Below are 19,009 nucleotides of genomic sequence, written 5' to 3'. Positions count from 1 at the left end.
TCAATTTCATGGCCGCCATCTGTTCTTGATTTAGCTCAGCGAGCGGAACAACGGCGGCATCCGGGGATTCACCGTGGGTGAACCGAGTTTCCTTGGCCTGATCTTGATTTGAGCGCTAAAGTGCGCACGCTCGCTCGAAACACCTTTGAGAGGAGAGTCATGAAGTCAATTTTCAGAATTGCTTTGGCCTTAGCTATTTTTGCCGGCTCCACCGCGACCTACGCGCAGACCCCAACCACACAGAAGGCCGCGACCGGCCAAAAGGGCGCCGCTAAAAACGCGAAACGAACTTCCATGCATGATGGCTGCCATAGCAGGGCGGCCCAAATGTCGGGAAAGCCTTGCCATTAACGTAAAGGAGGCCGCCTCAGTTGGTGGCCTCTTCCTCGTCCTGTTCGGCCAAAATCTCTTTGTCGAGTTCGAGTTTCTTAATCAGCCCGTTCGATTTCCTTGACGCCGATCTGTCCGGTCACGAGCAAGCAGAAACTGGCATCCTTCGCCAAGAGCCCTGTTGTTAGTTCGCGTTCGCCATCAGCATGACCTCCCCTTGACCTGCTGGCGCCGCTTGGAGAGGGGACGCGGACGATGGGCGCTGCGACGCAGCCCCATCCATTTCGCTCTCTTCCCCGGCCACGCCCGGCCTCAACCTCGTCGATCACAAGTCGCCCGGCGATCTCATCACGTAAAAAGAAACAGCCCCAGCACCCTTGGAGGATAATGCTGGGGCCGTTCTCATTGCTGTCGCCGAGCCGCCGCTGTCGGTAATCGGGCTAGCCCCTCTGGGCCTCAAAAATTGTCCTTAATAAAACTGCTCTGCCCAGTGACGCGAATGATCCAATCAAAGCGTGAGCCAGTCAATTAACTTGGGTAAATCAAAGGTAAAGAAATCGTCCGGATGCTTAACGGGCCGGGCCGGGTGTCCTAATTTCCGGCTGCGAGCGTCCTAACTAGGACAGCACCTCAATTGGGGTCCTGTCCGTATTTAAACCCCGTGTCCTAAGTTGGATTTCGGAGTATCATAATTCGGATTAGGCGACGGAAACCGCAACTCGGTTCAATGTTCTCGGTAGGACAGCCGAGACGACCATCCGATGTTCTGGCCCCATCAAGGTCCATGGGACACCATTCGTTCTTGATTTAAGTCAATGAGCAGAACAGAGGGGCATCCGGGGTTCTCCGTGGGTGAACGGAGTTCCAGCCAGCCTGGGCGCCGCTATCGTCTCCCGTAGCATTCCGCATGGAATAAGCCCGCCATCGCAGGGGTTGGAAGCTGAGGGAGGTCGAGCAAGCCATGGAAAGCGAAAGCACGCCTTCAAGGCCGGGTGAAGCCGCATGGGAGGCGTTGACATTCGATGAGCCGGTCAACGTCGCGCTAGCCATCTGGGCGGCGCTATTGGTGGCCCACGTCATCGCGGCGTCGGTGTATTATTGGCGGGAGCAGCGCAGCCCGGAATGGTTGGCCGCTCTTGCGGTTTTGGCATACTTGCCGATCTTGGTGCCGATCATCTGTCTTGGCCTTGTCTTTAAATATCTGATCCGGCCGCTGATCGGAAAAATAAGACTGTTTCGGCGAAGGTCCGATATCAAAGGCGTCGTTGAGTAAGGCCACCTCAGTCACGGCCTCAGTCACGGCCTCAGTCATCGCGTCCTATCTCCAGACAAATCGCTACGAAGGCGCTCAGGCTCGCCACTTCCGCAGAAACACGGCCCCAGTGCCGGGGGCACTGAGGCTATGGCAAGGTGCGCTTACGCGAACAGAAGCCACGCTATGCTGGCAAGAAGCCCGATGAACGACATTGCCAAAACGCTGGCGAAGGCAATCTCCACACCGTCTATCCGCTCAGAATGCAATCGCATCAAACCGCCCTCCGGCGAAAAGGGATCGAAATTCTTTAACCGATTGCAGGTGTCCTGGTTCCTTGCAGCGAGTGTCCTAGCCAGGACAGCACCTCAACCCGGACACTTCCCGTTCGCGGCGAAGGCAAAGAAGCTAGATCACCACGCCGCAGCCGTGAGCCCGAGCGTGGCTCACTGCGCGCCGCTCCTCTCCTCCAGGTCGGCGGCCTAAAGAAACGGCCCAGCGAGGGAATGCCTACGGCGCCAGGCCGCGCTGAGCGCCCTCAGCCCATTTGGCCCTGTTGGCGATCACCGCGAGCCGGTTATTAACCCCGGCTTCGGTCCGGCGCATATGATCCGCTATCAGCCGATGATCCAACCCAGATTCATGCAACGCAACCAACAAGCGCTCTTCGATCTCAGTCCAGCTCTTGCATCGGTTCGCACGCATCCGACATGGCCTGCCTTGGAGCTCAAACAAACGGCCCCAGCACTCGGGCAAGGAGGCTGAGGCCGAGGGGCGCCCGTGGGGTAGGGAAAGATTCTGGACACCCCCGCGTGAGCTAGAACCTCGATGGCACGGAAGGGCATTTGCATATGTGAATGAGTGTCCTGATTTCCCCAGACGAGTGTCCTAGCTGGGACAGCACCTCAACCCGGACACTTCCCGTTCGCTGCGAAGGGCGGGGCTATTGCGGCTCCCCAACCGAGGAGCGCGCCGGCGGATTTGGTTCGCTGAACCAGTACCAGGATGCGAGGGCATGGACGCCGACGCCGATCAGGAAGATGCCGGCGTAGAGTTCGACTGCGTGATTCATCGCCAGCAGGCGGCCATGCGGCGCGGCATCCTGGCCCTGGTAGACCCAGAACCAGTGCCCCACGGCGACGATGCCAACGCCGAGCGCGGCGGCGGCTCGGCCGAATGCATTCATCCTCACGCGATGGTCTCCCAACTCGCCCGGCCCGGTAAAAATACCGGGCGAAGCTGACGCGGACCTGACATGGGACATGGAACGTAGCCCGGATGGAGCGCAGCGAGTTCCGGGAGAGTCCTCGAACGGCACGAGCCCCCGATTGCGCTTCGCTCCATCCGGGCTACGGCTCTTCTTCTTCCCCCTGAAAGGGGGAAGGTCGGGATGGGGGTCAGCCGCAGGCGATGCTGCAAGGGGAGAGAGCAGATCCCACCCGCTTTGCTCTGGCGAGCAAAGCGATCTCCCCTTTTCAAGGGGAGGTGAGAATGCGTAGCCCGGATGGAGCGCGGCGAAATCCGGGATAATCCCCGAACGGCACGGGGCCCCGGATTAAGCTTCGCTCCATCCGGGCTACGATTCTTCTCCTTCCCCCTGAAAGGGGGAAGGTCGGGATGGGGGTCAGCCGCAGGCGACGCTGCAAGGGGAGAGAGCAGATCCCCACCCGCTTTGCTCTGGCGAGCAAAGCGACCTCCCCTTTTCAAGGGGAGGTGAGAATGCGTGGCCCGGATGGAGCGCGGCGAAATCCGGGATTATCCCCGAACGGCACGGGCCCCGGATTGCGCGGAGCCTGTCATCGGGCGCGCGTTCGCGCGACCCGTTGGCTGCTCCGGGCTACGGCTCTTCTCCTTCCCCCTGAAAGGGGGAAGGTCGGGATGGGGGTCAGCCGCAGGCGACGCTGCAAGCGGACAAAGCAGATCCCCACCCGCTTTGCTCTGCGCGCAAAGCGACCTCCCCTTTTCAAGGGGAGGTGAGAATGCGTGGCCCGCCTCAGCCGTTCCTGAACGCGTAGGCGTAGCCGTTGAGCGCCGGCGCGCCGCCGAGATGGGCGTAGAGCACCTTCGATCCGGCCGGGAAATAGCCCTTCTGCACCAGGTCGATCATGCCCTGCATCGACTTCCCCTCATAGACGGGGTCGGTGATCATGCCTTCGAGCCGCGCGCTGAGGCGGATCGCCTCCTTCGTCTCCTCCGACGGCACGCCGTAAGCCGGATAGGCATAGTCCTCGATCAGCACGACATCGTCCTCGACAATGTCGCGACCGAGCTCGACCAGCTTTGCGGTGTTCTGCGCGATCGACAGCACCTGCGCCTTGGTCTGCGCGGGCGTGAACGAGCCGTCGATGCCGATCACGTTGCGCGCGCGCCCGTCGGCGGCGAAGCCGACCAGCATGCCGGCGTGGGTCGAGCCGGTCACCGTGCAGACGACGATGTAATCGAACTTGACGCCGAGCTGGCGCTCCTGCGCGCGCACCTCTTCGGCGAAGCCGACATAGCCGAGCCCGCCATATTTGTGCACGGAAGCACCGGCCGGAATCGCGTAGGGCTTGCCGCCCGCCGCCTTCACTTCCTCGATCGCCTGCTCCCAGCTCTTGCGGATGCCGATGTCGAAGCCTTCGTCGACCAGCCGCACATCCGCGCCCATGACGCGCGAGAGCAGGATGTTGCCGACGCGATCATAGACCGCGTCCTCATGCGGCACCCAGCTTTCCTGCACCAGCCGGCACTTCATGCCGATCTTGGCCGCGACGGCCGCGACCATGCGGGTGTGGTTCGACTGCACGCCGCCGATCGAGACCAGCGTGTCGGCGTTGGAGGCGATCGCGTCGGGGATGATGTATTCGAGCTTGCGCAGCTTGTTGCCGCCGAAGGCCAGCCCGGAATTGCAATCCTCGCGCTTGGCATAGAGCTCGACCTTGCCGCCGAGATGCTTTGACAGCCGATCGAGCTTCTCGATGGCGGTCGGCCCGAATGTGAGCGGATAGCGCGCGAACTTCTCCAGCATGCTGGCATCCTCTTTGGTGGTCTGGAACGGCGGCCACAGCTATCACCCCGGGCGCGAAAGGTGCTCTCTAACTCGGCTTGAGGAATGACCGGAAATTGCTGGATTTACCCCAGATGATATGTTTTCTCTCACAAAACTGCTCAATCACGAGAGATTCTTTCATGCCCGCGCGACTCGACCGCATCGACCTCAAGATGTTGAGATTGCTGCAGAAGAACGGCCGGCTCAGCAATGCCGAGCTGGCCGAACAGGTCGGCGTCAGCCCCGCCACCTGCCATCGCCGGACGCAGGCGCTGTTCGACGAGGGGTATCTCAGCGGCGTCCGCGCCATGGTGGCGCCGCGCAAGCTCGGCAAGGGCACGCTGGTCATGGTCGGCGTCGTGCTCGACCGCTCGACGCCGGAAAGCTTTGCGAGCTTCGAGCAGGCGGTGGCGAAGCTCAAATGCGTGCTCGACTGCCACCTCGTCGCCGGCGATTTCGACTACTTCCTCAAGATCCGCGCCGGCGACGTCGACGACTTCAAGCGCATCCATGGCGATCAACTGATCGCGCTGCCCGGCGTGCGGCAGACCCGCACCTTCTTCGTCATGAAGGAGGTGGTGGACAATGCGGCGCTGGAGTTTTGAACGTGATCCCGGCACGGGCCGGGCGCCGTGAGCCGCCAGGGCCTGCCCGAGAGAAGTAATCCCTTCATCCGACTTGATGGCCGGCGCAAACCGGCGCAGTCTCTCACTAAATCCCCGCGGGGGGCGGGGTCGCGCGCGGATGCGCGGGGGACATCATCCGCGGATGACAATCATGAACGCCACGGCGATCCGACTGGTCATTCCGTTGCTGGCACTTGCAGCCGGCGGCACGGCGGCGCTCGTCTTCGGCATCCGCCAAACCCAGCAAATCCTGGGCGGGAACACGCCTTTGATGGCGACGGCTCCATCCGCACCGGCCGCTCCCGCGCGAAACCAAGACGCGCGAAACCAGGACAAGACTGCGCTGGCAAAGGCGCAAACCGAGACCGCTGCCCTGGCCGAAGCGCTGGCGGGGCCGCCGCCAGCACCAGGCGGCGACGCGGTGCCGGAGTTCGACGTCGTCAACATCGAACCGACCGGCGAGACCGTTGTCGCCGGCCGGGCGCACCCGGGCACGACGGTGGAACTGCTGCGTAATGGCGAGGTGCATGATCGCGTCGTGGCGGACAAGTCCGGCCAGTTCGTCATGGTCCCGCGCCCGCTTCCGCCGGGAAACTATGACCTGACCCTGCGCATGACGCGCGACGGCAAGCAGGTGACCTCCACGCAAAGCGTGGCTGTGGCGCTCGAGGCTACGACAAGGGAGCGGCCGATGGTGGCGCTGATGGCACCGGACAAACCGGTCCGCGTGCTGTCGCAGCCTGCCGCTACGGCGCCGGCGGCCGGGAAAGTAGCCATCGAGGCCGTCGAGACCGAACGGGACGGCAAGCTCCATGTGAGCGGTCAGGCAGCTCCCGGCGCGACCGTCAGGCTCTATCTCAACGGCAGTTTGATCACGTCCGCGACAGCCGACGAGGCGGGGCACCTCTCGGTCACGATCAACAAGGGCGTGACCGCCGGCAACTATCAGGTGCGGCTCGACGACGTCGACCCCACCTCCGGCAAGGTCCGCGCGCGTGCCGAGGTGCCGTTCAACGTTCCGGACACGATGACGACCGCATCGATCCCGGCATCGCAAGCCTCGTCCGCCCGTGCGGATATGGCCAAACCGCAACTCGCCGCGGCGGCAACCACCACCGCATCTGATGTGAAGTCCCCCTCCGCTGTGATCGTGCCGAAGATCACGACGACCACCGTCGCCCGCGGCGACAGCCTGTGGCGGATCAGCCAGCGCGCATTCGGCGCCGGACAACGCTACGCCGTGATCTATCGGGCCAACTCGCAGCAGATCCGCAATCCCAATTTGATCTATCCCGGCCAGGTCTTCGTCGTGCCGGCAAGGTGAGACCGGCCTTCCGTCAACGGTCACTTGCAACGGTCACTTGCCGGGGGATTTCAGGAACGCCACGATCCTGGCGCGATCCTCCGCCGAGCGCACGCCGGTATACGGCTTCATGCCGTTGCCCGACACCACGGCCTCGGGATCCTCGATGAAGCGCAGCAGCGTGCTCTCATCCCAGACGATGTCGGATGATTTCATCGCCTCCGAATAAGGAAAGCTCGCAACCGATCCCGCCTTGCGGCCGACGACATTGTGCAGGTTCGGGCCGACGCGATTGTCGCCGTCCTTGACCGTGTGGCAGGTGCGGCAGGCATTGTTGAACGCCTGCTCGCCGGACACGCCCGCATCCTGACCATGGGACGGCGACAGCGCCAGCGACATCAGCCCGCAAACGACGACGATGAATCCCGGCCGCATCGATCACTCCGTCGGCAATTGCGCCAGACAAACAGGCGCGCAGCACCACGCCACGGGTGCCATGCGGTCAACGCAGAGGCCGCGTGAAAGGTCCGCTCGCGGCAGGCCCCACATCTGGCGCAGGCGCGCGCGCCGCACTAGATGTGCTGCCATGCAACACCCCGCCCTGCAGGATTTCGTCGCCGGCCACCAGCGCCTGTTTGTCCTGACCGGGGCCGGCTGCAGCACCAATTCCGGTATTCCCGACTATCGCGACAGCGACGGCAACTGGAAGCGGACGCGCCCGGTCACCATCCAGGCGTTTCTGGGCGAGGCGGCGACGCGGCAGCGCTATTGGGCGCGCAGCATGGTGGGCTGGCGACGGTTCGGCCGCGCCGCGCCGAATGGCGCGCATCGCGCACTGGCCAAGCTCGAACAGCAGGGACGCTGCGAGCTGCTGCTGACCCAGAATGTCGACCGCCTGCACCAGGCCGCCGGCAGCCAGCGCGTGATCGACCTGCACGGCCGATTGGACGTGGTGCGCTGCCTCGGCTGCGGCGCGACGATGCCGCGCGAACAATTCCAGGACGAGCTCGCGCGACTGAACCCCGCCTGGCTCACGCTCGATGCCGCCGACGCACCGGACGGCGACGCCGATCTCGAGCAGGATTTTTCGTCGTTCGTGGTGCCGGCCTGCGAGGCCTGCGGCGGCGTGCTGAAGCCCGATGTGGTGTTCTTCGGCGAGAACGTGCCGCGCGATACGGTCGCGTCGGCGCAGGCGCATCTCGAGCAGGCCGACGCCGTGCTGGTGGTCGGCTCCTCGCTGATGGTCTATTCCGGCTTTCGTTTCGTCCGGATGGCAGAGCAGCGCGGCCTGCCGATTGCCGCCGTCAATCTCGGCCGCACCCGCGCCGACGAGCTGCTCACCCTCAAGATCGAGGATAGTTGCGAGACGGCGCTGTCCTTTTTGCTGTAGGTCAGCGCCCGTTCGCCTATGTCCTCATGCGCGGTGGCGCGGCGCCTTGGCCATCGGCATGTTGGCGTTCCAGTGCGTCCAGCTGACGCTGGCGAGGCTGCCGAGGTCGGTCGCCAACGGACGACGGGTGCGGCGCTCGTACTCGGCGATGCAGCGGCCCGACTCGCCGATCTTGCGCTGCAACTCGTCGATCGTCATCTGCGTCGCGCGGCCGCAATTGGCCTTGCCGAGCTGATCGGCCTCGATCGCCTTCAAGGCCGCACGCAGCTTCTTGAGCTGCGCGCGCTGCCAGGCAATGTGACTATCGCTGTCTGCCGTCATGTGGCCGCCACCATCTTTGATCGTTGCACGCCATTGGGAACCTCGATGTCGACCTCGAGCATCGAGACAAACTTGCCGCGGTCCATCCGGACCACGACCTTGTCGGGGTCGACGTCGATATGCTTGGAAACCACGCTCAGGATTTCCGAGCGAAGTGTCTCCAGGAGATCCGGCGCGCCGGTCCGGCCACGCTCATGCGAAAGCAGGATCTGAAGCCGCTCCCGCGCGACAGGCGCCGATGCAGCACGGCCGCCGAACAGCCGCATTACGTTCATCATGCCGCCCTCCGTCGCAGTAGCCGATCCATCAGCCCCTTGCGTTGAACCGGCACGGTCATCTCCACCGCCTCGCCCATCAGGCGGCGTACCGCGTCGGTATAGGCCCGCGCCGGCGCGCTGCTTGCTGCGTTCAGCGTGACCGGGCAACCGACATTGGAAGCGCGCAGCACGTCCTGGCTTTCCGGGACGATGCCGAGCAGCGGCGTGGCAAGGATTTCCAGGATATCGTCGATCGACAGCATCTCGCCGCGCGCCGCGCGGCCGGCATCATAACGGGTGACCAGAAGATGCTTCTCGACGCGCTCGCCGCGCTCGGCGCGGACCGTCTTGGAATCGAGCATGCCGATGATGCGGTCGGAGTCGCGCACCGACGACACTTCCGGATTGGTGACGATGACGGCTTCGTCGGCGTAGCGCATCGCGAGCGTCGCGCCGCGCTCGATGCCGGCCGGGCTGTCGCACAGGATCCAGTCGAACTTGGTCTTGAGGTCGGCGATCACGCGCTTGACGCCCTCTTCGCTCAGCGCGTCCTTGTCGCGGGTCTGCGACGCCGGCAGCAGCCAGAGATTCTCCAGCCGCTTGTCGCGGATCAGCGCCTGCGGCAGCTTGGCGACGCCCTGCACCACGTTGATGAGGTCGAACACCACTCGCCGCTCCGCGCCCATCACCAGATCGAGGTTGCGCAGGCCGACGTCGAAATCGATGACGACGACGTTCTGACCCATTTGCGCGAGCGCCGCGCCGAGCGCGGCGGTTGAGGTCGTTTTGCCGACCCCGCCCTTCCCAGACGTCACGACCAATACCTTGGCCATTCTCTCTCTCCTTGTGGTCGGTCAGTTCAATGGTGTGATGCGCAGCATTTCGCCCTCGAGCCACGCCTGGGCGGGCCGGTTGCGCAAGCTGTCGGCGATGTCGTCCGCAGTCTGGTAGTAGCCGTCGATCGCGAGCAGCTCGGCCTCGATCCTCTGGCAGAAGATGCGAGCCGCCGAATTGCCGTTGATGCCGGCCATCGCGCGGCCGCGCAGCGTGCCGTAGACATGGATCGAGCCGCCGGCGACGATCTCGGCGCCGGAGCCGACCGAGCCGAGCACGGTGACGTCGCCCTCGGCAAACACGATCGACTGGCCGGAACGAACCGGGCTCTCCAGCAGCAGCGACGGCAACTTGGTCTTGTCCTTGTCCTTGTTTTTTTCCTGCACCTGCGGCTTCTGCGGCTCGACATGGGTGATCGCGCAGGCCCGGCCGCCGGTCAGAAGCGGCGGCATGTTGGCGCCGAGCTTCGATTCGTCGACGCCCTCGATCCCGAGGATGCGGATGTTGCGCTCAGCGAGGCTGCCAATCAGATGCGCGATCGCGGTCTGGCTGAGGTCGACCGCCGAGAGGTCGAGCACGATCGGCTTTCCGGTGAAGAAGCCCGGCGACTTCGCCAGCGTCGCGTCGATCTCGGCCAGCCAGGACACGACAGGCACGACCGGCGAGAAAACGAACGCAACGTAGGAACGGCCGCGCATGCGGACCTGCTGACGTGCGACCTGTTGAGTTGCGTCCATCGCCCCTGACTCGGTTGTCTTGTCGAATGGTTAACAATCGGACCGCATGGTTAATCAAAGGTTAACACGGTCAGGGTTTTCACCGATTTGGACAGCACTCGCCCCGGGACCTCGAAACGCGCTTCGGCGTTTGAACAGGTGGAATTGGGGGAGATGCGGCCGCGTTTTTGAGCTGGATCAATTTTCTTCGCGCCAGACGGGGCTATCATTCCGGCAAGCGTTTACAGACCACGTCATGACCCACTCCAGCTGGATTGAGATCCTGCGGTGCCCGAAATGCCGACGCACGGGCCACGCTGAGCTGTCCGAGGTCGCCCCGCTTCGCAACCGAATTGTGCGGGTCTCGGAGGAATTCGAAGTTCGCCCCGACGAGCGCGGCGACGATTTCCAGTGCCGGGCTTGCAAGCTGCCAGCCCTGCCATGACAGATGGCTTGGCGCGCAGCTGGCCATCACGTCAGAAAACGTCATCGAATCAAATAATTGCAGCTATTCCGCCTTGATATTCGCCGATTTGACGATCGGCCACCACTTCTCGACCTCGGCAGCCTGATGGCTGCGCAGCGCGTCGGGGCCCTGTCGGTCGGGCGGCGGGATCTCCTGGCCGAGCTCGGCGAAGCGTTGCCGGACGGCAGGCTCGGCAAGCGCAGATATCACCGCATTCGACAGGATCGACACGACGTCAGCGGGCGTGCCTTTCGGCGCCCAGATGCCGTGCCAATAGGCGATATAGAGACCCGGCAATCCGGCTTCATCGACCGTCGGAATCTCCGGCGCCGATGCAAGCCGCGACGATTGGGTCACCGCAAAAGCCTTCACGGTCCCGCTCTTTACCTGCGGCAGTGAGTTCGAGGCCTGATCGAACATGATGTCGATATGTCCGGCCATCAGATCGTTCAGCGCGGGACCGGCGCCGCGATACGGCACGAAGGAGAAGTTCGCGCCGGTCAGCTGCTGGAAGAACACGCCGGCGACATGCGCGCCGGATCCCGGGCCCGCGGTGCCCGCCGTCGCCTTGCCGCCATTGGCCTTGAGCCAGCCGATCAGCTCCTTCAGATTCTGCGCCGGCAGATCGGGCCGGCCGATGATGAGCTGCGGCCCGCTTGCGATCAGCGCAATCGGCGCGAATTCGCGCACGTCATATTGCAGCTGGTAGATCGCGCCGTTCAGGCAATGCGTGCCCCAATGCCCGATCGTGATCGTGGTGCCGTCCGGTGTCGCACGCGACGCGCGCAGGCCTGCGACGGTGCCGGAGGCGCCGGTGACATTCTCGATGATGACGGGATGGCCGAGCGTGCCGCGCATATATTCGGCAAGGATCCGCGCCAGCACATCGGTCGGCCCGCCGGCGGCGAACGGCACGATCATGGTGACCGGGCGCGCGATGGTCTCCGCGCCGACACCGATCGACGCAAGCGGCAGCGTCGCCGCGCCGAGTGCAAGCTGCAGGAATGGCCGGCGAGACATATTGGGCATCTGCGTTCCCCCCTCACCTGTCATAGAGCCGGCATCGTCGCGCGGTCCAGCCTGAAGACGCGACGTCCGCCGTTCGCTTGCTAGAAGCTCCAGCCCTTCGATGTGGCCCAGTCCAGCATGAATTGCTCGGTCTCGCGCCCGGCATCGGCGAGCCATGCGGTGAAGTCGGCGATGGCCCCGGCGCTTTCATTGTCGGCGAGATAGAACGAGCGGTATTCGCGCTTGCGCAGGCCGAGGTCGCCGAACGGCAGGCAGAGCTGGCCGGCCATCAGCTCGTCGATCACGAGAAACAGCGGAAACAGCCCGATGCCGATGCGCTCGATTGTCGCCTGCAGGGCGAAGAACATCTGCTCGAACCGCAGCGTCTCCTGATCCGCGCTCATCTCGCCGCCGGCCTGGGCGAGCCAGCGCGGCCAGTCATAGGGCTCGGTCAAATAGGTGATGAGGGTATGATGCCGCAAATCATCGGGGGTGGCGAGCCGCCCGCGGCTCAAGAGATCGACATGGCAGACCGGTGCGATCAGCTCGGTCATGAAGTGCTGCGACATCCAGCCGACCGGCTCGCCGACATTGCCGCGGATCGCGACGTCGAATGAACGGTCGTTGACGTTGAGCGGTCCGATCGAGGTCAATAGCCGCAATTCGACATCGGCGCGCATGCGCTGGAACGAGGCGATACGGCGGATCAGCCAGCGCATCGCGAAGGTCGGCGGCGCGCTGACGCGCAGCACCGACGGCGAGCCGTACGCCTTCATGTCCATCGAGGCGAGCGCCAGCCGATCGAGGATGGCCGTGACCTCGCGGTAGTAGATCTGCCCGGCGGCGGTCAGCGTCAGTTGCGAGGGGGCACGGCGAAACAGCTTGACGCCGAACCAGTCCTCGAGGAGCGCGACCTGGCGGCTGACGGCGCCGTGGGTGACGAGCAGCTCTTCGGCGGCCTTGGTGAAGCTGACGTGCCGCGCGGCCGCCTCGAATGTTCGCACCGCGTTGAGCGGTGGCAACTTTCTCATGGTCGTGTCGCGTCTCCGGATGCATCAGGAAGATAGCGTGGCGGCGTCCGGATTGTCGAGGGCGCGGACGAATTGGGTGCGGTCGAGGTCTCCTTCCCAGCGCGCCACCACCACGGTCGCCACCGCGGTGCCGATGAAGTTGGTCAGCGCACGCGCTTCCGACATGAAGCGATCGATGCCGAGCAAGAGCGCGATGCTTGCTACGGGAACATGGCCGATCGAGCCCAGCGTCGCGGCGAGCACGATGAAGCCGCTGCCCGGCACGGCAGCCGCGCCCTTCGACGTCAAGAGGCAGACCACCACGAGGCCGATCTGCTGGACCAGCGACATCGGCGTGTCGGTGGCCTGGGCGAGAAACACGGCGGCCATGGTCAGATAGATGCACGTGCCGTCGAGATTGAAGGTGTAGCCGGTCGGGATCACGAGGCCGACGGTCGATTCCGCGCAGCCGGCCGCCTTCATCTTGTCGATGAAGCGCGGCATCACCGATTCCGAGCCTGACAGGCCGAGCACCAGCAGCAGCTCCTCGCGGAGATAGCGGATCAGCTTGAAGATGCTGAAGCCGGCAAGGCGCGACACGACGCCGAGCCCGACGATCACGAACAGCACGCAGGTGAGATAGAACACCAGCATGAAGTGCGACAGCGCGACGATCGAGCCGACGCCGTATTTGCCGATGGTGAAGGCCATGGCGCCGAATGCGCCGATCGGCGCGATCCGCATGATCATGCCGATCAGGATGAAGAGGATCTTCGACAGCTTCTCGATCGCCACGAGCACCGGCTTGCCGCCCTCGCCATAGCGTTGCAGGGCGATGCCGAACAGCACGGCGAAGAACAGCACCTGCAGCGTGTCGCCGCTGGTGAATGCGCCGCCCACGGTCGACGGAATGACGTTCATCAGGAAGCCGACCACGGTCTGGTCGTGCGACTGCGTCACGTAGGAGGCGACAAGGCGGGAATCCAGCGTATCAGGCGAGACATGCATGCCGACGCCAGGGCGCGCCAGGTTGATGACAACAAGGCCGAGGATCAGCGCCGCGGTCGTGGCGATCTCGAAATAAACCAGGGTCTTGACGCCGATCCGTCCGGCCTTGCGCATGTCGCCGAGGCTCGCAATGCCGTGCACCACGGTGAGGAAAACGATCGGCGCGATCGCCATCTTGATCATCTTGATCAGGGCGTCGCCGAGCGGCTTCAGCGCCGCGCCGATATCGGGCCAGAGATAGCCGACCAGCACGCCGAGCGCGATGCCGATCAGCACCTGGACATAAAGACGCGCATGCCAGGGCGCAGCGACGGCGTCGAAACGGGCGGCGGCGTCATTGGTGATCGTGGACATGGGCGTCGATCCTCTGATGTCTTTGATGTTGGCCGCGCAGCAGGCATCGTCGGCAGACGCATCGCTGCAGCAGCGGCGGAACGTTGGCGGGCGATTGGCCGAAGCGCAAACGAGTTAAGCTCAGGCAGCGTGACCTCAGCTCACAGGCCGACGGCCGTCTCGATCGGCGATGGCGGCGCGAGGCGCGAATGAGGCCATCCCGCGTGAGCCCACCTCACGCTCCGTCAGCATTACTCGTTTGCGGGCGCCGCCGGCTTTGGCCGACAAAAGCGGAGAGGCCGGTCGTCAACCGGCGCAAGCTGTGAGGAACCACAATGAGCAGACTTTCGGTGGCGGTGATCGGCGCCGGCATGGGCGGGCTTGCCTCCGCCGCGGCGCTGACCCGCGCAGGGATTGATGTGACGGTGTACGAGCAGGCCCAGCGCTTCACCCGGCTCGGCGCCGGCATCCAGATCGGCTGCAACGCCATGAAGGTGATGCGGGCGTGGGACCTCGAGCCGGTGCTGCGCCGCGAGGCGTTCTATCCGCGGTCCTGGAACAACAAGGAGCACGACACCGGCGAGGTGCGCTTCGACATGGTGTTCGGCCCGGCTGCCGAGGAGCGCTATGGCGCGCCTTATCTGCTCGGGCATCGCGGCGATCTGCACGCGGCGCTCGCCAGCGCCGTGCCGGAGAAGCTGGTTCGTCTCGACCACAAGCTGACCGCGATCGAACAGCGCGCGGACCGCGCGGTGGCGCTGACCTTCGCCAACGGCCACAGCACGACGGTCGACGCCGTGGTCGCGGCCGATGGCGTGCATTCCCTGGTCAAGGAACGACTGTTCGGCCGTGATGAGCCGAACTTCACCGGCCGCATCGCCTATCGCACGGTGTTCCCGGCATCGCTGCTCAACGGGTATCCGATCGACGACTGCACCAAATGGTGGGGACCCGATCGTCACATTGTCATCTACTACGTCAAGCCCGACCGCAGCGAAGTCTATTTTGTGACCAGTCAGCCGGAGCCTGGATTTACCGTGGAATCCTGGTCGGCCACCGGCGACGTCAACGAATTGCGCAAGGCCTTCGAAGGCTTCCATCCGCAGGTCCGCAAGGTGCTGGAGGCGTGCCCGTCAGTGCACAAATGGGCGCTGGTCGACCGCGATCCGCTGCCGCGCTGGAGCGACGGCAACATCACCTTGCTCGGCGACGCCTGCCATCCGATGACGCCGTACATGGCGCAGGGCGCGGCGATGGCGATCGAGGACGCCGCGGTGCTGTCGCGCTGCCTCAAGGGCGTCGATCGCGACGGCGTTTCCGACGCCTTCCGACGCTTCGAGGCGACGCGCAAGCCGAGAACCTCGCGCGTACAGGCGAGCTCGCGCACCAACACCTGGCTCAAGAACCCGACCGATCCGGACTGGGTCTACGGCCATGACGCCTGGACCGCGCCGCTCGCCGAGCCGGCGCTGGCCTGATCACAATCAACAGGAGACAATGATGACCGACGCAAATCCCCGCGGCGAGAAGTTCGAGCGCGGCCTGCAGACCCGCCGCACCGTGCTCGGCGACGCCTATGTCGAGCGATCGCTGAAGGCGGCCGACGATTTCAACTGGCCGATCCAGAAGCTCGCGACCGAATATTGCTGGGACGAGATCTGGAATCGCCCCGACCTCGACAAGCGCAGCCGCAGCCTGCTCAACCTCGGCATGATCGCGGCGCTCAACCGGCCGCATGAGCTCAAGGTGCATATCCGCGGCGCGCTCAACAACGGACTGAGCAAGGCCGAGTTGCGCGAGGTGTTCCTGCAGATCGCGGTCTATTGCGGCATGCCGGCCGGGCTCGACAGCTTCCGCATCGCCAAGGACGTGTTCGCGGAGATGGGCCTTGTCGACTGAACCGGCCGCGATCGAGATTGCTGCCTGGCAGGGCTTTGTCCGGCACGACGTACAGGGCAAGGCCGGGCGACTCAGCGTCCGCAGCGGCGGCCCCGAGCGCGGGACGCCGGTGCTGCTCTGCCATTCGATCCTGACCAGCAGCGCGATCTGGCATCGCCAGGCACTCGCGCTCGCTGCGCGCGGCCATCGCGTCCTCGCGCTCGACAGCAGGGGTCACGGACAATCGGAGGCGCCGCGCGGTCCCTACGCCATGGATGATCTGGTGGCGGACGCGGTCGCGGCGCTCGATCACTTCGGTATCGTGCGGGCGCACGTGATCGGCGTCTCCCAGGGCGGCATGACGGCGTTCGGTCTCGGCGTGCGCCATCCCGACCGCCTCCTCAGCCTCGGTGTGATCGCTGCACGCGCCGATGCACCGCCACCATTCGCCGCCGCGTGGGACGACCGCATTACGCTGGTGCGCGAACAAGGCATTGCGGCGCTGGCGGCGCCGACCGCCGAGCGCTGGTTCGGACCCGCCTTTCTTGCGGCGCATCCGGCTGTCGCCGCGACGCTGCTCGACTGCATCAACCAGACCGATCCCGAAGGCTTCATCGGCTGCGCGCGCGCAATCCAGTCCCTCGCCTATCTCGACGGCGTCAGGCAGCTGCAGGTGCCGCTGACAATGATCGCGGGCGCAAACGACCAGCTGCTGGTGCAGCCGATGACGGAGCTTGCGACGCTGCTGGGTTGCCGGCTGGCGATCATTCCCGGCGCCGGGCATCTGCCTCAGGTCGATCACCCGGACGAGGTCGACGCCGCAATCAAACTGCACCTGCGCGAGTTTGGGGCAGTGGCGTGAGGCGTGTCATCCGCCCGCGAACGCCGCTCCAATAATTATTGGCGGTGTAAGATGCTTCACATGCAACTCACAAGCGATGAGGTTGAATCGTGCGGACGACCTGTGCAGGAGGAGAACTCTATGTCCACGTATGTGACAGGCTTCACAAGAGACGCCAAATCCCAGAACGTTGTCGAGTTCGCGTCTGACCTGGCCCCGGACACCTGGATATCGATACCGCGGGGCCTGATCGAGAATATCAAGGAATTGCCCGGCAAGGCGGCACAAGGCGCTTACGTCAGGGTGGGCATCAAGCTCGCGGAGCCGACCTCGCCTGAGGGAAAAGTCTTTGCAGCACTGACCGACGGGCTCAGCATCGCGATCGTCTCGCTTTCGCGGAAGGTCGCCCCCGCCCTGGACAGCACCGGCAAGGCAACGCGCGCGAGCGACTCATGCATCCGCTGTCTCGAGGCCTGCAAGCTGATCGTCCTTCCTCCGGACGACCCATTTGCTCAGATTACTTGCATGTTGGGGTGCGCGGATTGCCCATGAGCTCCTGAAAGGGAGGCTGGGCTACCCGATCGGCATCTGCGCGGGTTCAACCAATCGACATGGCGCTTGCCGTCCGCCGCAAGGCACCACTTGGCGGCGGCGAGCGGCACGAGCTTGCGTTGGACGCAACCGGGCACGCGATGTATTTGCTCTACGCCCGAGGAAGGCCCGCGACTTCGTCGCGGGCCTTCGGGAGTTGGCTATGCCAATCAGTGGACCGAACGGTCGGTGCGGGCAGCGGCCCGCGCGGTCGTCATCTTGTTGCGGGGCGTCAGAACGCTGAGCTGATGCGGCGTCGACGACGTCGTCGCAACGGGCGCCTGCTCACGGGCGTTGGCGGCGCCAATGACGCCGGCCTGCACCGCCGAGATCGGCAGGCCCGCGGCCTCATAGGTCGGAAGCTCCGCGGCGGACACGGCGGTTGCACTCGCGATCGCGAGAGCGGCGGCAATGGTGGAGAGGGAAATCTTGATCACGAAAGGCTCCTCAATGGCACGTGAGAAGCAGAGTTAGTCAGCTATTATTGCAATGCAATATCATTATTGCCGCACCGCACAAATAATTGATCGTCGGCGCGCCAAGCGGGCACCAGCGGCCGTCGTGAACCGCTGCTCGTTGGCTTCGGATGTCAGGGATTGCCGCTTGCTTCCTTGACCGTCCGAGAGAGATCTCGGCGCGTCCAAGCCTGTCCTGGGCATCCACGTCTTCGTTTCCACGTGACGAAAAGACGTGGATGGCCGGGACAAGCCCGGCCATGACGGCGCGGAAGAATAGGTTCATTCCAAATGCGATTGCCCTGCTATCGACCCGATGCGGCGCTCGACCTTCCGAACCGTTGATGATGCAGGTCCACGTCGGGGTACTCAACAATGATGATCCGGCCCTCCTAGAATAGCGGCTTGCCGTCCGCCTCCCCATGGTGCGATGACACCATCCTGATGCGTAGAGCTCGGCGCAGTCGTCGGAATGTTCGCCTCGTCCGGAGACACCAATGCCGCGGTATTTTTTTCATCTCCACGGAGGCCATTCAGTGCTCGATGATGTCGGCTTGGATCTTCCCGACATTTTCGCCGCACGGACGACGGCGATTGAACTGAGCGGCGAGATACTCAAGCACGACGTGACGGAGCCATTCTTGCGTCATCTTCGCTGGCATGTCGAAATCAGCGACAGCCCCGAGCCGGGCGGCCAGTCACTGTTCGTCCTTCGGTTTTCCATTGCGGCATGAATAGCAGCGAACGCAGCGCTCGCCTGGGGCGCCTCGTGGCCATTTTAAAACTTCGCGATCGAGCGAAGCGTGCAAGCTTGATGTCCAGGAGAAGTACTCTGAAAGCCCCGGAGACACGCTGCGCGAAAGCTGCAATTCCCGTCCATTGTGGACGGACCAATCGCCGGCCTGCTTTGGCTCGCAGAAACCAATCACCACGACATCATGGAGAAGAAGCTTTCTGCCGATCCGCTTTCAAACATCACCGCATGGTGTCTCGAATTTGTTTTCGCGCCTAGACCTGACCTTGGAGGTCCCGCATGACAGCAAGACACATCTGGTACGTCTCCTTCGTTGATCAACGCGATGCTCCGCCCGACAGGCACGCACGAAGGACTGCGACATTCGTATCCGAACAGGATGCGAAGCAGTTCACAAGGAAACTGGCGGAGGACCGGCGCATCGAGAGACTTTCGGCCGGAACGATCAACCCGTACCGGCCAAAACAGGTCATCGGATCCAGGGAAATTGGCCAGTGGCTTGGCAAGACTTAGCCCACCATGGCGATCCGCAATTAGGCTTGACCCCATCGTGGAACGACGATCCATCTTTTAAAACGGCCGCGCCTGAAGAGTGATTGCGAATGCGA

At 64.0% G+C, this 19,009-nt stretch carries 21 protein-coding genes; 9 read left to right on the top strand and 12 right to left on the bottom strand.

Going from position 1 to position 19,009, the window contains the following annotated elements:
• The first annotated feature begins 1,291 nt into the window (after positions 1 to 1,291).
• Positions 1,292 to 1,603, top strand: coding sequence for a hypothetical protein (locus AC1VNY_RS20740; protein WP_411781747.1), 312 nt, complete (start codon positions 1,292 to 1,294; stop codon positions 1,601 to 1,603).
• Positions 1,604 to 2,525: 922 nt separating this feature from the next.
• Here AC1VNY_RS20740 and AC1VNY_RS20735 read toward each other — a convergent pair.
• Together AC1VNY_RS20735 and AC1VNY_RS20730 are read right to left on the bottom strand one after the other, a co-directional pair.
• Positions 2,526 to 2,768 carry a hypothetical protein gene (locus AC1VNY_RS20735; RefSeq protein WP_482406589.1) on the bottom strand — a complete coding sequence of 81 codons (243 nt, stop codon included), beginning with the start codon at positions 2,766 to 2,768 and terminating at the stop codon, positions 2,526 to 2,528.
• An 807-nt stretch (positions 2,769 to 3,575) separates the two neighbouring features.
• Complete coding sequence (locus AC1VNY_RS20730) at positions 3,576 to 4,589, bottom strand: 1-aminocyclopropane-1-carboxylate deaminase (RefSeq protein ID WP_028341533.1); 1,014 nt, start codon at positions 4,587 to 4,589, stop codon at positions 3,576 to 3,578.
• 161 nt (positions 4,590 to 4,750) lie between these two features.
• On the opposite strand from AC1VNY_RS20730, the gene AC1VNY_RS20725 reads away from it, so the two are divergent.
• Together AC1VNY_RS20725 and AC1VNY_RS20720 are read left to right on the top strand one after the other, a co-directional pair.
• Positions 4,751 to 5,215: an Lrp/AsnC family transcriptional regulator gene (locus AC1VNY_RS20725; RefSeq protein WP_482406580.1), complete on the top strand. Its 465-nt coding sequence runs from the start codon at positions 4,751 to 4,753 to the stop codon at positions 5,213 to 5,215.
• A 172-nt stretch (positions 5,216 to 5,387) separates the two neighbouring features.
• Positions 5,388 to 6,560 (top strand): Ig-like domain-containing protein, encoded by a 1,173-nt coding sequence (locus tag AC1VNY_RS20720; RefSeq protein WP_482406579.1) that lies wholly within the window; start codon positions 5,388 to 5,390, stop codon positions 6,558 to 6,560.
• A 33-nt stretch (positions 6,561 to 6,593) separates the two neighbouring features.
• Here the strand turns inward: AC1VNY_RS20720 and AC1VNY_RS20715 are convergent, their stop codons facing one another.
• Positions 6,594 to 6,974, bottom strand: coding sequence for a c-type cytochrome (locus AC1VNY_RS20715; RefSeq protein ID WP_482406578.1), 381 nt, complete (start codon positions 6,972 to 6,974; stop codon positions 6,594 to 6,596).
• Here AC1VNY_RS20715 and AC1VNY_RS20710 point away from each other — a divergent pair.
• Positions 6,958 to 7,929, top strand: coding sequence for an NAD-dependent protein deacetylase (locus tag AC1VNY_RS20710; protein ID WP_482406577.1), 972 nt, complete (start codon positions 6,958 to 6,960; stop codon positions 7,927 to 7,929). The genes AC1VNY_RS20715 and AC1VNY_RS20710 overlap by 17 nt on opposite strands.
• Before the next feature lie 24 nt (positions 7,930 to 7,953).
• On the opposite strand, the gene AC1VNY_RS20705 is transcribed toward AC1VNY_RS20710, so the two are convergent.
• The 8 genes from AC1VNY_RS20705 to dctA all read right to left on the bottom strand — a co-directional run bounded on the left by AC1VNY_RS20705 (position 7,954) and on the right by dctA (position 13,903).
• A complete protein-coding gene (locus tag AC1VNY_RS20705; RefSeq protein ID WP_016842303.1) occupies positions 7,954 to 8,250 on the bottom strand; it encodes a hypothetical protein in 297 nt (98 codons plus the stop codon).
• Positions 8,247 to 8,525, bottom strand: coding sequence for a cell division topological specificity factor MinE (gene minE, locus AC1VNY_RS20700; protein ID WP_026192121.1), 279 nt, complete (start codon positions 8,523 to 8,525; stop codon positions 8,247 to 8,249). Before minE ends, AC1VNY_RS20705 begins: the two co-directional genes overlap by 4 nt.
• Positions 8,525 to 9,340 carry a septum site-determining protein MinD gene (minD, locus tag AC1VNY_RS20695; RefSeq protein ID WP_016842305.1) on the bottom strand — a complete coding sequence of 272 codons (816 nt, stop codon included), beginning with the start codon at positions 9,338 to 9,340 and terminating at the stop codon, positions 8,525 to 8,527. Before minD ends, minE begins: the two co-directional genes overlap by 1 nt.
• Positions 9,341 to 9,361: 21 nt before the next feature.
• Positions 9,362 to 10,078, bottom strand: a complete 717-nt coding sequence (minC, locus tag AC1VNY_RS20690) for a septum site-determining protein MinC (protein WP_482406576.1) — start codon at positions 10,076 to 10,078, stop codon at positions 9,362 to 9,364.
• 205 nt (positions 10,079 to 10,283) lie between these two features.
• Positions 10,284 to 10,547, bottom strand: a complete 264-nt coding sequence (locus AC1VNY_RS20685) for a hypothetical protein (protein ID WP_482406575.1) — start codon at positions 10,545 to 10,547, stop codon at positions 10,284 to 10,286.
• 18 nt (positions 10,548 to 10,565) lie between these two features.
• Entirely contained in the window at positions 10,566 to 11,543 is a 978-nt protein-coding gene (locus AC1VNY_RS20680) for a tripartite tricarboxylate transporter substrate-binding protein (RefSeq protein ID WP_482406588.1), read from the bottom strand.
• 89 nt (positions 11,544 to 11,632) lie between these two features.
• Positions 11,633 to 12,562 carry a LysR substrate-binding domain-containing protein gene (locus AC1VNY_RS20675; RefSeq protein WP_411781756.1) on the bottom strand — a complete coding sequence of 310 codons (930 nt, stop codon included), beginning with the start codon at positions 12,560 to 12,562 and terminating at the stop codon, positions 11,633 to 11,635.
• A gap of 24 nt (positions 12,563 to 12,586) precedes the next feature.
• Complete coding sequence (gene dctA, locus AC1VNY_RS20670; RefSeq protein WP_482406574.1) at positions 12,587 to 13,903, bottom strand: C4-dicarboxylate transporter DctA; 1,317 nt, start codon at positions 13,901 to 13,903, stop codon at positions 12,587 to 12,589.
• 314 nt (positions 13,904 to 14,217) lie between these two features.
• Here dctA and AC1VNY_RS20665 point away from each other — a divergent pair, with 314 nt between their 5' ends.
• The 4 genes from AC1VNY_RS20665 (at position 14,218) to AC1VNY_RS20650 (ending at position 17,153) form a co-directional block, all read left to right on the top strand.
• A complete protein-coding gene (locus AC1VNY_RS20665) occupies positions 14,218 to 15,360 on the top strand; it encodes an FAD-dependent monooxygenase (RefSeq protein ID WP_482406573.1) in 1,143 nt (380 codons plus the stop codon).
• Positions 15,361 to 15,382: 22 nt separating this feature from the next.
• Entirely contained in the window at positions 15,383 to 15,781 is a 399-nt protein-coding gene (locus AC1VNY_RS20660; protein ID WP_028341542.1) for a carboxymuconolactone decarboxylase family protein, read from the top strand.
• Positions 15,771 to 16,622 (top strand): alpha/beta fold hydrolase, encoded by an 852-nt coding sequence (locus AC1VNY_RS20655; RefSeq protein ID WP_482406572.1) that lies wholly within the window; start codon positions 15,771 to 15,773, stop codon positions 16,620 to 16,622. Before AC1VNY_RS20660 ends, AC1VNY_RS20655 begins: the two co-directional genes overlap by 11 nt.
• A 120-nt stretch (positions 16,623 to 16,742) precedes the next feature.
• Complete coding sequence (locus AC1VNY_RS20650; protein WP_482406571.1) at positions 16,743 to 17,153, top strand: hypothetical protein; 411 nt, start codon at positions 16,743 to 16,745, stop codon at positions 17,151 to 17,153.
• Between the two features lie 209 nt (positions 17,154 to 17,362).
• Here AC1VNY_RS20650 and AC1VNY_RS20645 read toward each other — a convergent pair whose 3' ends face one another.
• Complete coding sequence (locus AC1VNY_RS20645; RefSeq protein ID WP_482406570.1) at positions 17,363 to 17,629, bottom strand: hypothetical protein; 267 nt, start codon at positions 17,627 to 17,629, stop codon at positions 17,363 to 17,365.
• A 515-nt stretch (positions 17,630 to 18,144) separates the two neighbouring features.
• Here AC1VNY_RS20645 and AC1VNY_RS20640 point away from each other — a divergent pair.
• Positions 18,145 to 18,381, top strand: coding sequence for a DUF6894 family protein (locus AC1VNY_RS20640; RefSeq protein WP_461192761.1), 237 nt, complete (start codon positions 18,145 to 18,147; stop codon positions 18,379 to 18,381).
• The last annotated feature ends 628 nt before the right edge of the window (positions 18,382 to 19,009 follow it).

This window comes from Bradyrhizobium ferriligni, from assembly GCF_056837965.1.
The sequence above is the reverse complement of the archived record's forward strand: the minus strand, read 5'-3'. Positions and strand labels throughout refer to the sequence as shown.

What these genes read in the sequence shown, in the direction of transcription:
- AC1VNY_RS20710 (WP_482406577.1), top strand. Translation starts at nt 6,958, where the DNA reads ATGAATCCCGGCCGCATCGATCACTCCGTCGGCAATTGCGCCAGACAA.
- AC1VNY_RS20650 (WP_482406571.1), top strand. Translation starts at nt 16,743, where the DNA reads ATGTCCACGTATGTGACAGGCTTCACAAGAGACGCCAAATCCCAGAAC.
- AC1VNY_RS20735 (WP_482406589.1), bottom strand. Translation starts at nt 2,768, where the DNA reads ATGAATGCATTCGGCCGAGCCGCCGCCGCGCTCGGCGTTGGCATCGTC.
- AC1VNY_RS20680 (WP_482406588.1), bottom strand. Translation starts at nt 11,543, where the DNA reads ATGTCTCGCCGGCCATTCCTGCAGCTTGCACTCGGCGCGGCGACGCTG.
- AC1VNY_RS20730 (WP_028341533.1), bottom strand. Translation starts at nt 4,589, where the DNA reads ATGCTGGAGAAGTTCGCGCGCTATCCGCTCACATTCGGGCCGACCGCC.
- dctA (WP_482406574.1), bottom strand. Translation starts at nt 13,903, where the DNA reads ATGTCCACGATCACCAATGACGCCGCCGCCCGTTTCGACGCCGTCGCT.
- AC1VNY_RS20740 (WP_411781747.1), top strand. Translation starts at nt 1,292, where the DNA reads ATGGAAAGCGAAAGCACGCCTTCAAGGCCGGGTGAAGCCGCATGGGAG.
- AC1VNY_RS20665 (WP_482406573.1), top strand. Translation starts at nt 14,218, where the DNA reads ATGAGCAGACTTTCGGTGGCGGTGATCGGCGCCGGCATGGGCGGGCTT.
- AC1VNY_RS20720 (WP_482406579.1), top strand. Translation starts at nt 5,388, where the DNA reads ATGAACGCCACGGCGATCCGACTGGTCATTCCGTTGCTGGCACTTGCA.
- minE (WP_026192121.1), bottom strand. Translation starts at nt 8,525, where the DNA reads ATGAACGTAATGCGGCTGTTCGGCGGCCGTGCTGCATCGGCGCCTGTC.
- AC1VNY_RS20640 (WP_461192761.1), top strand. Translation starts at nt 18,145, where the DNA reads ATGCCGCGGTATTTTTTTCATCTCCACGGAGGCCATTCAGTGCTCGAT.
- AC1VNY_RS20660 (WP_028341542.1), top strand. Translation starts at nt 15,383, where the DNA reads ATGACCGACGCAAATCCCCGCGGCGAGAAGTTCGAGCGCGGCCTGCAG.
- AC1VNY_RS20675 (WP_411781756.1), bottom strand. Translation starts at nt 12,562, where the DNA reads ATGAGAAAGTTGCCACCGCTCAACGCGGTGCGAACATTCGAGGCGGCC.
- AC1VNY_RS20715 (WP_482406578.1), bottom strand. Translation starts at nt 6,974, where the DNA reads ATGCGGCCGGGATTCATCGTCGTCGTTTGCGGGCTGATGTCGCTGGCG.
- AC1VNY_RS20685 (WP_482406575.1), bottom strand. Translation starts at nt 10,547, where the DNA reads ATGACGTTTTCTGACGTGATGGCCAGCTGCGCGCCAAGCCATCTGTCA.
- AC1VNY_RS20725 (WP_482406580.1), top strand. Translation starts at nt 4,751, where the DNA reads ATGCCCGCGCGACTCGACCGCATCGACCTCAAGATGTTGAGATTGCTG.
- minC (WP_482406576.1), bottom strand. Translation starts at nt 10,078, where the DNA reads ATGGACGCAACTCAACAGGTCGCACGTCAGCAGGTCCGCATGCGCGGC.
- minD (WP_016842305.1), bottom strand. Translation starts at nt 9,340, where the DNA reads ATGGCCAAGGTATTGGTCGTGACGTCTGGGAAGGGCGGGGTCGGCAAA.
- AC1VNY_RS20705 (WP_016842303.1), bottom strand. Translation starts at nt 8,250, where the DNA reads ATGACGGCAGACAGCGATAGTCACATTGCCTGGCAGCGCGCGCAGCTC.